At 73.0% G+C, this 14,131-nt stretch carries 11 protein-coding genes; 8 read left to right on the plus strand and 3 right to left on the minus strand.

The features are described 5' to 3' along the window. Positions 1-15: 15 nt before the first annotated feature. The gene (locus HBO46_RS05630) at positions 16-1,137 is read right to left on the minus strand and encodes a calcium:proton antiporter (protein ID WP_166139980.1); all 1,122 of its coding nucleotides are present in this window, start codon (positions 1,135-1,137) and stop codon (positions 16-18) included. A 116-nt stretch (positions 1,138-1,253) separates the two neighbouring features. Here HBO46_RS05630 and HBO46_RS05635 point away from each other — a divergent pair, with 116 nt between their 5' ends. Continuing rightward, the gene (locus HBO46_RS05635; RefSeq protein ID WP_166139979.1) at positions 1,254-3,230 is read left to right on the plus strand and encodes a TIGR03960 family B12-binding radical SAM protein; all 1,977 of its coding nucleotides are present in this window, start codon (positions 1,254-1,256) and stop codon (positions 3,228-3,230) included. Positions 3,231-3,238: 8 nt separating this feature from the next. On the opposite strand, the gene HBO46_RS05640 is transcribed toward HBO46_RS05635, so the two are convergent. Then, on the minus strand, positions 3,239-4,078 hold the full coding sequence (locus HBO46_RS05640; RefSeq protein ID WP_166139978.1) for a DUF4190 domain-containing protein: 840 nt from the start codon (positions 4,076-4,078) through the stop codon (positions 3,239-3,241). 10 nt (positions 4,079-4,088) lie between these two features. Next, entirely contained in the window at positions 4,089-5,285 is a 1,197-nt protein-coding gene (locus tag HBO46_RS05645; RefSeq protein WP_224769390.1) for an MFS transporter, read from the minus strand. Positions 5,286-5,380: 95 nt separating this feature from the next. On the opposite strand from HBO46_RS05645, the gene HBO46_RS05650 reads away from it, so the two are divergent. The 7 genes from HBO46_RS05650 (at position 5,381) to HBO46_RS05680 (ending at position 14,087) form a co-directional block, all read left to right on the plus strand. Beyond that, a complete protein-coding gene (locus HBO46_RS05650; RefSeq protein ID WP_166139977.1) occupies positions 5,381-6,097 on the plus strand; it encodes a TIGR03936 family radical SAM-associated protein in 717 nt (238 codons plus the stop codon). 379 nt (positions 6,098-6,476) lie between these two features. Next, a complete protein-coding gene (locus HBO46_RS05655) occupies positions 6,477-9,788 on the plus strand; it encodes an Rne/Rng family ribonuclease (RefSeq protein ID WP_166139976.1) in 3,312 nt (1,103 codons plus the stop codon). A 348-nt stretch (positions 9,789-10,136) separates the two neighbouring features. Next, positions 10,137-10,445 carry a 50S ribosomal protein L21 gene (rplU, locus tag HBO46_RS05660; RefSeq protein WP_153322528.1) on the plus strand — a complete coding sequence of 103 codons (309 nt, stop codon included), beginning with the start codon at positions 10,137-10,139 and terminating at the stop codon, positions 10,443-10,445. A 45-nt stretch (positions 10,446-10,490) separates the two neighbouring features. Beyond that, entirely contained in the window at positions 10,491-10,745 is a 255-nt protein-coding gene (rpmA, locus tag HBO46_RS05665; RefSeq protein ID WP_153322529.1) for a 50S ribosomal protein L27, read from the plus strand. Between the two features lie 156 nt (positions 10,746-10,901). Next, positions 10,902-12,446, plus strand: coding sequence for a GTPase ObgE (obgE, locus tag HBO46_RS05670; protein WP_166139975.1), 1,545 nt, complete (start codon positions 10,902-10,904; stop codon positions 12,444-12,446). After that, positions 12,443-13,591, plus strand: coding sequence for a glutamate 5-kinase (gene proB / locus HBO46_RS05675; protein WP_166139974.1), 1,149 nt, complete (start codon positions 12,443-12,445; stop codon positions 13,589-13,591). The genes obgE and proB overlap by 4 nt, the downstream gene beginning before the upstream one ends. 40 nt (positions 13,592-13,631) lie before the next feature. Next, the gene (locus HBO46_RS05680) at positions 13,632-14,087 is read left to right on the plus strand and encodes a hypothetical protein (RefSeq protein ID WP_166139973.1); all 456 of its coding nucleotides are present in this window, start codon (positions 13,632-13,634) and stop codon (positions 14,085-14,087) included. The last annotated feature ends 44 nt before the right edge of the window (positions 14,088-14,131 follow it).

Below are 14,131 nucleotides of genomic sequence, written 5' to 3' on the forward strand. Positions count from 1 at the left end.
TCAGGGCTGGACCGATCAGGGCTGGACCGACAGGAACAGGAACGCCGCCAGCAGCGCGAGGTGCACGACACCCTGCTGGGCCTTGGCGCGTCCCTGGGCGACGGTGAGCACCGAGACCACGACGGTGATCGCGAGCAGCACCATCTGCACCGGCTCCAGGCCGAGGACCAGCGGGCCCTCGAGCCAGATGGAGGCGATCGCGATCGTGGGCACGGTCAGCCCGATCGAGGCCATGGCGGAGCCGTAGCCCAGGTTGAGGCTGATCTGCACCCGGTCGCGCGCGGCGTTGCGGACCGCGGAGATCGACTCCGGGGCCAGCACCAGCAGCGCGATCACCACGCCGACCACGGCGTAGGGGAAGCCCAGCGCCTGCACCGCGTCCTCGATGGTGGGGGAGAGCATCTTGGCCAGGCCGACCACGGCGACCAGGGAGACGACCAGCAGCGCGACGCTCACGGCGGCCACGCGGCTGGTGGGCGGGTCCGCGTGCCCGTCGCCGTCCTCGTCGAGCAGGCCGGTGATCCGGCCGTACTCATCCGAGCTCACCGGGATGAAGAAGTCGCGGTGCCGCACGGTCTGGGTGAACACGAAGCCGGCGTACAGCACGAGCGAGGCGGTCGCGGCGAAGGCGAGCTGGGAGCCGGAGAACTCCAGGCCCCGACCCGAGGTGGTGAACGCCGGCAGCACCATCGTGAGGCTGGCCAGCGTGATCACGGTGCTCAGCGCCGACCCGGTGCCGGAGGGGTTGAAGCTGACCAGGTGGTGCTTCAGCGCGCCGACGAGGAGCGAGATGCCGACGATGCCGTTGAGGGTGATCATCAGCGCCGCGAACACCGTGTCGCGGGCGTAGGTGCTGGCCCCGCTGCCGCCGCCGCTCATCAGCATCACGATCAGGCCGACCTCGATGACCGTGACCGCCACCGCGAGGATCAGCGAGCCGAACGGCTCCCCGACCTTGTGCGCGACGACCTCGGCGTGGTGCACGGCCGCGATGATCGAGCTCACCAGCGCGCCGGCGATGAGTACGAGCACGAGCCAGTGCTCGTGGTTCGTCCAGGTGGCGAGGAGCAGGAGCAGCGCTGCGAGGGGGACGACCAGCGTCCATCGGAAGGGACCGCGGACGTCGGTGGTGGGCATCGCCACCCATTCTAGGGAGTGCCGCGCGGCCCCCCGCGCAGCGGGGCCACGAGGAATGGAGGCCTCGGGGACGGTTCCGTAGAGTGGGTGGGTCCCCGATCTGTGAGGTTTTCTGCATGCCCACCCCCGCATCCGTCTTCCCGCGCCTCGAGCCGCGGCTCGGCTCGGTGTCCAAGCCGATCCAGTACGTCGGCGGTGAGCTCAACTCCACGGTCAAGGAGTGGGACTGCGGCGCCTCCGCGACCGGTGAGGGCGAGACCGTCCGCTGGGCGCTGATGTACCCCGACGCCTACGAGGTCGGCCTGCCGAACCAGGGCGTGCAGATCCTCTACGAGGTGCTCAACGAGCGTGACTGGATCATCGCCGAGCGCACCTACGCGGTCTGGCCCGACATGGAGCAGGTGCTGCGCACCGGCGACGAGCACGGCCCGATCCCGCAGTTCACCGTCGACGCGCACCGTCCGGTGCGGGCCTTCGACATCTTCGGCCTGAGCTTCTCCACCGAGCTCGGCTACACCAACATGCTCAACGCCCTCGACCTCGCGCAGATCCCGCTGCACGCCGCGGACCGCGGCGAGGAGGACCCGATCGTGCTGGCGGGCGGGCACGCGGCGTTCAACCCCGAGCCCATCGCCGACTTCCTCGACGCCGCCGTCCTCGGTGACGGCGAGGAGGTCGTGCTGGCGATCTCCGAGGTCGTGCGCGAGTGGAAGGCCGAGGGTCGCCCCGGCGGCCGCGACGAGCTGCTGCGCCGCCTCGCGGTCAGCGGCGGCGTCTACGTGCCGCGCTTCTACGACGTGACGTACGCCGCCGACGGCTCCATCGAGGCGATCGTGCCCAACCGCCCCGGCATCCCCTTCCGCGTTGCCAAGCACACGCTGATGGACCTCGACGCCTGGCCCTACCCGCGCAAGCCGCTGGTGCCGCTGGCCGAGACCGTCCACGAGCGGTTCAGCGTCGAGATCTTCCGCGGCTGCACCCGCGGCTGCCGGTTCTGCCAGGCCGGGATGATCACCCGTCCGGTGCGCGAGCGCTCGATCGAGACGATCGGTGAGATGGTCGAGAACGGCATCCGCAAGTCCGGCTTCGAGGAGGTCGGCCTGCTCTCGCTCTCCAGTGCCGACCACACCGAGATCGGCGAGGTCGCCAAGGGCCTCGCGGACCGCTACGAGGGCTCCAACGTCTCGCTCTCGCTGCCGTCGACCCGCGTGGACGCGTTCAACATCACCCTGGCCAACGAGTTCTCCCGCAACGGGCGCCGCTCCGGGCTCACCTTCGCCCCCGAGGGCGGGTCCGAGCGGATGCGCAAGGTCATCAACAAGATGGTGACCGAGGAGGACCTGATCCGCACGGTCGCCACGGCGTACTCCCACGGCTGGCGCCAGGTGAAGCTCTACTTCATGGTCGGGCTGCCGACCGAGACCGACGAGGACGTCCTCCAGGTCGCCGAGCTCGCCAAGAAGGTGATCGCCAAGGGCCGCGAGGTCTCCGGGCGCAACGACATCCGCTGCACCGTGTCGATCGGCGGCTTCGTGCCCAAGCCGCACACGCCGTTCCAGTGGGCCGCGCAGCTGGACCACGAGACCACCGACGAGCGGCTGAAGCGGCTGCGCGACACCGTGCGCGAGGACAAGAAGTTCGGTCGCGCGATCGGCTTCCGCTACCACGACGGCAAGCCCGGCGCGATCGAGGGACTGCTCTCGCGCGGCGACCGGCGCGTCGGCAAGGTGATCGAGGAGGTCTGGCGCGACGGCGGTCGCTTCGACGGCTGGAGCGAGCACTTCTCCTACGAGCGCTGGGTCGCCGCGTCCGAGCGGGCCCTGGCCGGTACCGGCGTCGACCTGGCCTGGTACACCACCCGCGAGCGTGGCTACGAGGAGGTCCTGCCGTGGGACCACCTCGACTCCGGCCTCGACAAGGACTGGCTGTGGGCCGACTGGGAGGACGCCCTCGCGGTGGCCGACGGCGCCGACATCGAGGTCGAGGACTGCCGCTGGACCCCGTGCTACGACTGCGGCGTGTGCCCGGAGATGGGCACCGAGATCCAGATCGGCCCCACCGGCCGCGAGCTGCTGCCGCTCTCCGTGGTCTGAGCCGCGGCTCAGCGCAGCGGTCCGGAGAGCTTGTCGCCGTCCTCGTCGTACACGACGCAGGCGAGGGTGTCGCCGGCGTCCGGCTCGGTGTCGTCGGTGAGCCGCATCAGCGCGAGGCCGCTGTCGTCGGCCGGGGTCCAGAAGCCGGTCGCCTCCCCGCACCAGGCGTTGCCGGCGAGGGCGGAGCCGGAGTACTGCGCGGCCTGGTCGGCGCTGAGCTCGACGGTGCCGAGCACCTCGGCGTCGTGCGGGTCGTCGCAGGGCACGGTGTCGATCGAGGTGAACTCCTCGTCGTCGTCGGCGAGGCCGGGGGCGTTGAAGCAGTCACCGGTCGTGAGGTCGTTGACGTCCTCGGAGACCGCGATGGTGAAGGCGATCAGCGCGCCGAAGGCGAGCGTGGCGAGCACGGACACCGCGCTGACGGCGATCGCGCCGAGGGCCAGGCCCTTGCCGTGGTTGCGGCCGTCGCGCCCGCGGCGCAGCACGATCACCGCCAGCACGATCGAGATGATCGCGGGCAGGATCAGGCAGCCGAAGAACGCCAGCACCAGCGAGGAGATCGCCATGCCCTGCGGCGCGGACTCCTGACGCGGCCCGCCGGGGAAGGGCGTGCCGTACGGCGCCTGGCCGTGGGGCGCCTGGCCGTAGGGGTTCTGGTTGTACGGCGGGGGGCCGGCGGGGGCCTCGCCGTAGGGCACCTGCGGGTAGCTCGGCGGGGTGGGCGCCGAGGGGTTCGTGCCGTACGGCGCCTGTCCGTAGGGGTGCGGCGGCGGTGATCCCGGGGGAGGCCCGGACGGCGTGGGCTCGTCCGGGTCGGAGGGGCCGGGGTACTGCGGAGGCTGGGTCACCCGCCCTACGCTACTGAGCCGCGACCTCGACGTGGCGGAGCTGGTCCTCGACATGCGCGGGCCGGGCGGCGTAGGCGGCCACCGCCGCGAGCGGCGCCAGCAGTGCCAGCAGCACCAGCAGCGGCACGGTCCACCCGTCGGTGAGGTCGTGCACGAGGCCAAAGCCGAACGGGCCGACGCCGGCGATCAGGTAGCCCACGGACTGGGTGAACCCCGAGAGCGCGGCGGTGCCCGCGGGGGTGCGCGAGCGCAGCCCGATCAGGGTGAGCACGACCGGGAAGATCGAGGCGCCGGTGCCGATGAGCAGCGCCGCGGGGATCGCGAGGTCGTGCGGCGCGAGCAGCAGCGCGAGGTAGCCGGCCGGGTAGGAGGCGAGCACCGCGAGCACGAGGCGGCCCGGGCGCGGGGTGCTGGCGACCAGCCGGGGCAGCCACAGCGACAGCGGGATCGAGACCGCGGCAACCACGCCCACCAGCAGGCCGGCCGCCGTGGGGGAGTAGCCGGCGTCGCGCCACAGGGTGGGGAACCAGCCGAACACGACGTACGCGTGGATCGACTGCAGCCCGAAGAAGGACGCCATGGCCCAGCCCAGCCGGGTCCGGGCCACGTCGAGGAACCGCACCGTGTGCGGGGTCGGCTCGGGCGTCCGGTCGTGGGCGATCAGGCCGAGCCACGGGAGCGCCGCGACCAGCGCCAGCACCGCCCAGGCCCCGAGCCCGGCCCGCCAGCTGCCGGCCGCCTCCGAGATCGGGACGGTCAGCACGAGTGAGGCGGTGAGCCCGATCGCGAGGGCGGTCGTGTAGGTCGCCGTCACCGAGCCGATCCGGTCCGGGAAGTGCAGTTTGACCAGCGAGGGCAGCAGCACGTTGGCAGCCGCCATCCCGGCCAGCGCGAGCATCGACAGGAGCAGGAACGACGCGGAGTCGTCGACGAGCACGCGCCCGGCCAGCCCGGCGACGACGGCGACCAGCGCTGCGAGGGTGACCCGGTGGATGCCCGCACGGCGCGCCAGGGCGGGCGCGACGGCGCCGAACCCCGCGAAGGCCAGCACCGGCAGCGAGGTCAGCAGCCCGGCCGTCGCCGTCGACATCCCCAGTCCGGCCCGCACCTCGTCGAGCACCGGCCCGACGCTCACCGCGGCCGGTCGCAGGTTGAGCGACAGGAGCACCAGGCCGAGCAGGAGGAGGGCGGTCGTGCGGCGGGTCACGCCGCCATGCTGCCAGCCACCCCCCACACCGCTGCCGCCGAGTCGGGGGAGGGGAGGAAAGGGGGAAGGGGGTGGACCTCTCGTACCCTGTGTCCGTGCGAGAGCAGCCCGAGCAGCAAGCCCCACCCGTCCAGCGTCTCCGGATCCGGTACGCCAAGCGCGGGCGGCTGCGGTTCACCAGCCACCGCGACTTCTCGCGTGCCTTCGAGCGTGCGATCTTCCGGGCCCGGGTGCCGATGGCGTACTCATCCGGGTTCAACCCGCACCCGCGCATCTCCTACGCCGGTGCGGCGCCGACCGGCTCGGCCAGCGAGGCGGAGTTCGTCGAGATCGGCCTCGCGCAGGTGCTCGACCCCGCCGTCGTGCGTGCCTCGCTCGAGGAGGCGCTCCCGGACGGCCTGGACATCGTCGACGTCGTCGTCTCCCCGGGCGGCTCGCTCTCCGACCTGCTCGAGGCCAGCCACTGGCACCTCGACCTGGCCACCCCGGCCGCCGTGGTGGCGCCCGCGGTCGCGGCGTTCCTGGCCGCCGAGAGCGTCGAGGTCGGGCGGATGACCAAGAAGGGGCTGCGGACCTTCGACTGCCGCGGCGCCGTGGTCTCCCTGGCCGTCGTCGAGCGGGACGGCGGCAGCCGTCTCGACCTGGTGCTGCGGCACGGTACGCCGTCCGTGCGCCCTGACGACGTGCTGTCCGGGCTGAAGGCCGTCGCCGGCCTGGACCTGGGCGAGGCCCCGCTGCTCACCCGCGTGGCCCAGGGGCCCCTCGACGAGGCGACCGGCGAGGTCGGCGACCCGCTGCACGGTTCGGTATGACACCAAGAGACCGGGCGTGTGCGATACTCGCCACGGTTGATGACCGGTGACGGTTCTCGTAGACGACCTACAGGTCGGCCACGAGAAGCAGAGCCAGAGTCGACTCGACGACGTTCTCGCCGGTCCCCACCAGGGGTCGGCACAGTGGAGGCAGTCGTCGCCAGACCGCGACGCGGCCAGTTGGGCTCCGTGACAGGGAGTCCGAGAACAGTCCCAGGACTGGGCCAAGCGACCGCGGCAGGTGACAGCAGCTGCCGCCAGTGACGCACCGCGGAGGGTGTCGCCGCCACCGAAGGCTTTGCGCCGTCGGCTCTGAGCACGCGGGCCGCCGGCGTCTGACACGTCCGGCCGCGCTGCGCGCCGGACCGAGGAGCAGCACATGCCCGACGACCAGATCGACCCCACCACCTCGCCCTCACCGGCAGGTGACGCAGGAATCCCCTCGGAGCCCACCGCTCCGGGCGCCGACGAGGCTCCGGCCCCGGCGAAGCGCGCTGCGCGCAAGACGGCGACCAAGAAGGCGACCGCGAAGACCGCGACCGCCAAGAAGACCGCCACCAAGGCGACCACCGCCAAGAAGACCACCGCCAAGCGGACGACCAAGAAGGCCGCCGCGGCCGCCGGTGAGACCCCCACCGACGCGCCCGTCGAGGCCGCCGCCGAGCAGCCGGCGATCGAGACGCCCGCCGAGCAGCCCGCCGAGGCCGCCGTGGCCGCGGAGGAGAGCGCCCCCGCGAAGAAGACCACCGCGCGCAAGGCTGCCGCGAAGAAGACCACCAAGAAGGCCCCCGCCCGCAAGAAGGCCGCGGCCGAGCCGACCGAGACGATCTCCGAGACCCCCGCCGCGGACGCGGGCGTCGAGACCCCCGTCGCGGCTCCCGCTCCCGAGAGCGCTGAGTCCACCGAGGTCGCCGAGACCGCTGGCGCCCCGGCGCCGCTCTTCCAGGCCCCGGTCGCCAAGAAGGCGCCCGCCCGCCGTACCCGCAAGACCGCCGCCCAGAAGCGGGCCGAGGCCGAGGCGGCAGCCGCCGCGGAGGCCGCCGAGGCGGAGGACGCCGAGGAGACCGCCGAGGGCGAGGTCGCCCTCGAGGCGACCGCGGCCAGCGTCGAGGCGGACGCTCCCGACGCCGAGTCCACCGACACGGAGTCCACCGACACGGAGTCCGCCGAGGGCGACGAGCGCTCCGAGGACCAGGGCGAGGACCAGGGCGACAGCGACTCCGAGGGCGGCGGCCGCCGCCGTCGTCGTCGCGGTGGTCGGCGTCGTCGCAAGTCCGGCGACGCCTCCGAGGGCGACTCCGCCGCTGCGGACGCCGAGTCGGGCCAGGACGCCAGTGCGAAGGCCGGCGACACCAGCGAGGACTCCGCCGCGGACAAGACCGAGGGCGACGACTCCGACGCCTCGGGCGACAGCGGCCCCGACGAGCAGGGCAGCTCCGGCAGCTCGCGCCGCCGCCGGCGCCGCCGTCGCTCCAGCGACGATGGCCCCGACACCGGCGACGACCCGGACAACACCGTCACCCGGGTGCGCAAGCCGCGCTCGGCCGAGGACGAGATCACCGCGATCTCCGGCTCCACCCGCCTCGAGGCCAAGAAGCAGCGCCGCCGCGACGGCCGCGAGGCCGGCCGGCGCCGCGCCCCGATCGTCAGCGAGGCCGAGTTCCTGGCCCGCCGCGAGGCGGTCGACCGCGTCATGGTCATCCGCCAGCGCGACGACCTGACCCAGATCGGCGTGCTCGAGGACAAGGTGCTCGTCGAGCACTACGTCGCCCGCGAGTCGCAGACCTCGATCATCGGCAACGTCTACCTCGGCCGGGTGCAGAACGTCCTGCCCTCGATGGAGGCGGCGTTCATCGACATCGGCAAGGGCCGCAACGCGGTGCTGTACGCCGGCGAGGTCAACTGGTCCGCGCTCGGTCACCGTGACGGCCAGGCCCGCAAGATCGAGTCGGTGCTGTCCTCGGGCCAGAGCGTCCTGGTGCAGGTCACCAAGGACCCGATCGGCCACAAGGGTGCCCGCCTGACCAGCCAGATCAGCCTCGCCGGCCGGTTCCTGGTCTACGTGCCCGACGGCACCACCAGCGGCATCTCCCGCAAGCTCCCCGACACCGAGCGGGCCCGCCTCAAGGCGCTGCTCAAGGAGATCGTCCCCGAGTCGGCCGGCGTCATCGTGCGCACCGCCGCCGAGGGCGCCAGCGAGGAGGAGCTGACCCACGACGTCGAGCGCCTCAAGGCCCGCTGGGAGGCTATCGAGGCCAAGGCCGCCAACAAGTCGGCCGGTGCCCAGCTGCTGTACGGCGAGCCCGACCTGACCCTCAAGGTCGTCCGGGACCTGTTCACCGAGGACTTCTCCAGCCTGGTCATCCAGGGCGGCGAGGCTTGGGAGACGGTGCAGTCCTACGTCGCTGACGTCGCCCCGGACCTCGCGCCCCGACTGGAGCGCTACTTCCCCGAGGCCCACGGCGGCAAGGACATCTTCGCCGAGTACCGCGTCGAGGAGCAGATTGCGAAGGCGCTGGACCGCAAGGTCTGGCTGCCCTCCGGCGGCTCGCTGGTCATCGACCGCACCGAGGCGATGACCGTCGTCGACGTCAACACCGGCAAGTTCACCGGCTCCGGGGGCAACCTCGAGGAGACCGTCACCAAGAACAACCTGGAGGCGGCCGAGGAGGTCGTTCGCCAGCTCCGGCTGCGCGACATCGGCGGCATCATCGTCGTCGACTTCATCGACATGGTCCTGGAGTCCAACCGCGACCTCGTCCTGCGCCGCCTGGTCGAGTGCCTGGGTCGCGACCGCACCCGTCACCAGGTCGCCGAGGTCACCTCGCTCGGCCTGGTGCAGATGACGCGCAAGCGGATCGGCACCGGCCTCGTCGAGGCGTTCAGCGAGAACTGCGAGCACTGCCACGGCCGTGGCGTCGTGATCCAGGACCAGCCGGTCGAGCCCCGCAAGGGCGGCGGTGACGACGACTCGCGTGGCCGCGGTGGCCGCAAGCGCAGCGGCAAGGGTCGCGGCGGCGAGGACAGCGGCGACCAGGGCTCGCGCCAGTCGGACAAGTCCGCCACCCCGCAGCCCGCGCCGACCCCCAAGGACGTCGCTGCGATGGCTCGTCCCGAGAACGCCGAGGCCGCTGCGGTCGAGGTTGAGTCGGCCGCGCCGGCCGCGCCCGCCGCCGAGGCGACGGACGCGGGCACCGAGGCGACCCAGGACGCCCCGGCAGCCGCCGAGAAGGCCCCGCAGGTGACCCAGCGCCAGCGCCGCGAGCGTCGCCCCCGCCGGGAGACCGCGCCGGCCCCCGAGCAGGTCACCGAGCCGGTCGCGGAGGCCCCGCAGCCGGTCGTGGAGGCCCCGCAGCCGACCGAGACGCCCGCCCCGCAGGCTCCGGCCGAGCCACAGGCGCCCAAGGTGGTCACCCGCACCCGCCGGCGTACCGCGACCCGTCCGGCCGGGTCCCCGGCCGTGGTGACGACCCCTGTCGCCCCGATCATCGCGGCGCCGCCGGCCCCGCTGCCGACGGCGGCGTCGCTCAGCACGCCGGAGCCGCCGAAGGTGATCACCCGCACGCGCACCCGCAGCGTCAACCGGCCCGCCGGCCCGCCGAGTGAGGTCACGTCGCAGTCCGGGGGCACCGAGGGCGAGGCCGAGGCGTCCGTCGAGCACGTCCCGGTGAAGAAGAAGGGCAAGCGCTGAGCCAGCGGCTCCGCATGAGCCCTCAACCCTGAGCCATCCTTGGCGTCCTGCCCCCGCTTCCGACCCGGAAGCGGGGGCAGGGTGCGTCGCGGGGTAAGGTACGGGGGTCGGTGCTGGGTCCGAGAGCTCGTGAGCGGACCGGACCCTGTCCGACAGGCACCCGCGTTTTGCGGTGGCTGCCGAGCGTCCGTAGTATTGACCCTCGGTGCGTTCACACGTGCCGCGGCCCTGTGTGGCAGCCCCACCGCGACCTGGCCCAAGGCCAGTGGCGGGGTGCGCAGGAAGCCCCAGCCGGCCGACGTAGACAAGTACGCACCAACCGAAGCAGTAACGACGAAGGAGACCGCGGTGTACGCGATCGTGCGCGCAGGCGCCAAGCAGCAGAAGGTTGCCGTGGGCGACGTCATCGAGATCGACAAGATCTCGACCGAGGTGGGCCAGACCGTGACCCTGCCCGTCGTCCTCGCGGTCGACGGCGAGACGGTGACGTCCGACGCCGCCGCTCTGGACAAGGCGTCCGTGACCGCTGAGGTCCTCGGCGCCACCAAGGGCCCGAAGATCATCATCCAGAAGTACAAGAACAAGACCGGCTACAAGAAGCGCCAGGGTCACCGCCAGAAGTACACCCAGGTCAAGGTCACCGACATCTCCCTCTGAGCCCCCGGCTCCGAGCAGGCCCGACACGAACACAAGGATCACGACATGGCACACAAGAAGGGCGCGGCGTCCACCAAGAACGGCCGCGACTCCAACTCCCAGCGCCTCGGTGTCAAGCGATACGGTGGCCAGCTGGTCAACGCCGGTGAGATCATCGTGCGCCAGCGTGGCACCCACTTCCACCCGGGCGCCGGCGTCGGCCGTGGTGGCGACGACACGCTCTTCGCGCTGATCCCCGGTGCGGTCGAGTTCGGCACCCGTCGCGGTCGCCGGGTCGTCAACATCGTCGCGGGCGAGTGACCTGACGCTCGCGCGCAGCAAGACCTTGTGAAAGGGCGTCCCGGTCCCCGGGGCGCCCTTTCACTGTTCCACAGCACCTCCGGCGTGGCGGGCCGCGATCACGCGGCCCCGCGCCACCAGCTCCACCCCAGACCTTTTGAGTAGGCGGTAAGACCCATGGCAGTTCCGACCTTCGTGGATCGGGTGACGCTGCACGTCAGCGCCGGTCGTGGCGGGCACGGTGTGGCCTCGGTCCACCGCGAGAAGTTCAAGCCCCTCGGTGGCCCCGACGGCGGCAACGGCGGCCCCGGCGGCTCGGTGATCCTGCGTGTCGACCCCTCGGTCACCACCCTCATCGACTACCACCACAGCCCCCGCCGGCGTGCCGAGAACGGCGGGCACGGCGCGGGCGACTTCCGCAACGGCGCGCACGGCAGCGACCTGGTGCTCCCGGTGCCGGACGGCACCGTGGTGAGCATCCGCGGTGGCGAGGTGCTCGCCGACATGGTGGGCGCCGGCACCGAGCTGATCATCGCCCAGGGCGGCCGCGGCGGGCTCGGCAACGCCGCGCTGGCCTCCTCCAAGCGCAAGGCCCCCGGCTTCGCGCTGCTCGGCGAGCCCGGCGAGGAGGTCGAGATCGCCCTCGAGCTCAAGGTCGTCGCCGACATCGGCCTCGTGGGCTTCCCGAGCGCCGGCAAGTCCAGCCTGATCGCCGCGATCTCCCGGGCCCGTCCCAAGATCGCCGACTACCCGTTCACGACGCTGGTGCCGAACCTCGGCGTCGTCCGCGCCGGCGACACGATCTTCACCGTCGCCGACGTGCCTGGCCTGATCGAGGGCGCCAGCGAGGGCCGCGGCCTGGGCCACGAGTTCCTGCGCCATGTCGAGCGCTGCGCCGCGCTGGTCCACGTCATCGACACCGCGAGCATCGAGCCCGGCCGCAACCCGGTCGACGACCTCGACGTGATCGAGAACGAGCTGAGCCGCTACGGCGGGCTCGAGGACCGCCCGCGCCTGGTCGCGATGAACAAGATCGACGTCCCCGACGGGCGCGACCTCGCCGACATCACCATCGAGGAGCTCCGCGCGCGCGGCCTGCGGGTCTTCCCCGTCTCCGCGGCGTCGGGGGAGGGGCTCAAGGAGCTCACCTTCGCGATGGCCGAGATCGTGGCCGCGACCCGTGCCGCCCAGCCGGCCGTCGAGGCCGAGCGCATCGTGCTGCGCCCGCGCAGTGTCGACGGTGGCGACGACTTCACCATCACCTCGACCCCGGACGGCTGGCGGGTGCGCGGCTCGAAGCCGGAGCGCTGGGTGCGCCAGACCGACTTCAGCAACGACGAGGCCGTGGGCTTCCTCGGCGACCGGCTCAACCGACTCGGTGTCGAGACCCGGCTGGCCAAGATGGGCGCCCAGGAGGGCGACGCCGTCATCATCGGTGCCGAGGACAACTCCGTGGTCTTCGACTTCCGCCCGGGCATCGACGCCGGCGCGGAGATGCTCGGTCGCCGCGGCGAGGACCAGCGCTTCGAGGAGTCGCGCCCCGCCGCGGGGCGTCGTCGCGAGATCGACGAGCTCATGCCCGAGCGCGGCGAGAACGAGACCCGCGCCGATGTGGCGCGCCGCCTCGACGCCGAGCGCAACAGCAGCGGCATCGGGCCGATGTCCTATGAGATCGGCTCCCAGGACGACCCCGACTGGGCCGAGAAGGACCCCGGGGAGTGAGCACGGCCGCGGCGGCGGGCGGGCGGCGTACGCCGGTCACCCAGGCACGACGGATCGTCGTGAAGGTGGGCTCGTCGTCGCTGACGCGGCACGGCGGGGGCATCGACGACGCGCGCCTCGGCGCGCTGGTCGACGTCCTGGCCGCCGCCCGCAGCCGCGGCATCGAGGTCGTGCTGGTCTCCTCCGGTGCGATCGCCGCGGGCCTGGAGCCGCTCGGACTGACCAAGCGGCCGCGGGCGCTCGCGCTGCAGCAGGCCGCGGCCTCGGTCGGTCAAGGGCTGCTGGTGCACCGCTACACCGAGGGCCTGCGCCGCCACGGCCTGACCGCCGGGCAGGTGCTGCTCACCGTCGACGACGTCGTACGCCGCGCGCAGTACCGCAACGCCTACCAGACGCTGGCCAAGCTGCTCGAGCTCGGCGTGCTGCCGATCGTCAACGAGAACGACACGGTGGCGACCAGCGAGATCCGCTTCGGCGACAACGACCGGCTCGCCGCCCTGGTCGCCCACCTCGTGCAGGCCGACCTGCTGGTGCTGCTCTCCGACGTGGACGGGCTCTACACCGCCAAGCCGGGCGAGCCCGGTGCGCGGCTGATCGAGGAGGTGCGCACGGGCAGCGACCTGGACGGCGTCGAGATCGGCAGCGTCGGCTCGGCCGTCGGCACCGGCGGCATGGTCACCAAGGTCGAGGCCGCCCGGATCGCCACCGGCGCTGGCATCCCGGTGGTGCTGACCAGCGCGGACCAGGCCTCGCGGGCCCTCGACGGCGACGTCGTCGGCACGCTCTTCCACGCCACCGGGCGGCGCCGCTCGATCCGCCAGCTGTGGCTGCGCCACGCCGCCGAGGGCAAGGGCACGCTGACCCTCGACGACGGCGCCGTTCGCGCGGTCCGCGAGCGCGGCGCCTCGCTCCTCGCCGCCGGGGTCACCGGGGTGAGCGGACGGTTCCTCGCCGGCGACCCCGTCGACCTGCTCGACCCCTCCGGCCTGCGCGTCGCGCGCGGCCTGGTCAACTTCGACGCCGACGAGGTGCCCAGCCTGCTGGGTCGCTCCAGCGAGGACCTGCGCCGCGACCACGGTGCCGGCTACGACCGGGCGCTCGTGCACCGCGACGACCTGGTCGTGCTGGAGCGCCCGCGCCGCTGAGCGCCGGGAACCTCCCACGTCGCTCGCCCGTCGGACCGCCATGCGCCCTCTCCTCCGCCCGCTGCCCGCCGTCGCGGTGGCCGCGCTGCTGCTCGCCGGCTGCGGGGACGACGGTTCCACCCGGGGCGTCGACGCGCCGTCCGACTCGGTGAGTCCGACGCCCACCCGGACGCCGGACAGCGCCCCGCCTCCGGGCGGCACCGCCATGGCGCCGGCCTGGCCGCCCCCGGGGTGCCGGGAGGTGGTCGTCGCCGCGCGCTCGTACGCCGAGGACGCGGTCGGTGAGGCGAGCCCCGAGGCGGCCGCGCTGGCGGCCGTCGACGAGGGCACCCGCGCGATCCGGGGCACCGAGCCCGGCGGCGCCGACAAGCACACCTGGTACGTCGTGGCCGCCGACGGCACCGGGGTCGCCGCCGTCGAGGTGTTCCCCGACGCCGCCGGCACCGGCTGGCTGGCCACCACGGTCGAGCGCTGCGCGGACCCCGCGACGTACTGACGCCGGGGCCGCGGACCGAGCGGGTTCGGGGTGCGGCGGGCCTG

The organism is Nocardioides ochotonae, from assembly GCF_011420305.2.
Taxonomy (GTDB): domain Bacteria; phylum Actinomycetota; class Actinomycetes; order Propionibacteriales; family Nocardioidaceae; genus Nocardioides; species Nocardioides ochotonae.

Coding starts and splice junctions, on each gene's coding strand:
- HBO46_RS05630 (WP_166139980.1), bottom strand. CDS start 1,137: ATGCCCACCACCGACGTCCGCGGTCCCTTCCGATGGACGCTGGTCGTC.
- HBO46_RS05635 (WP_166139979.1), top strand. CDS start 1,254: ATGCCCACCCCCGCATCCGTCTTCCCGCGCCTCGAGCCGCGGCTCGGC.
- HBO46_RS05655 (WP_166139976.1), top strand. CDS start 6,477: ATGCCCGACGACCAGATCGACCCCACCACCTCGCCCTCACCGGCAGGT.
- rpmA (WP_153322529.1), top strand. CDS start 10,491: ATGGCACACAAGAAGGGCGCGGCGTCCACCAAGAACGGCCGCGACTCC.
- obgE (WP_166139975.1), top strand. CDS start 10,902: ATGGCAGTTCCGACCTTCGTGGATCGGGTGACGCTGCACGTCAGCGCC.
- HBO46_RS05680 (WP_166139973.1), top strand. CDS start 13,632: ATGCGCCCTCTCCTCCGCCCGCTGCCCGCCGTCGCGGTGGCCGCGCTG.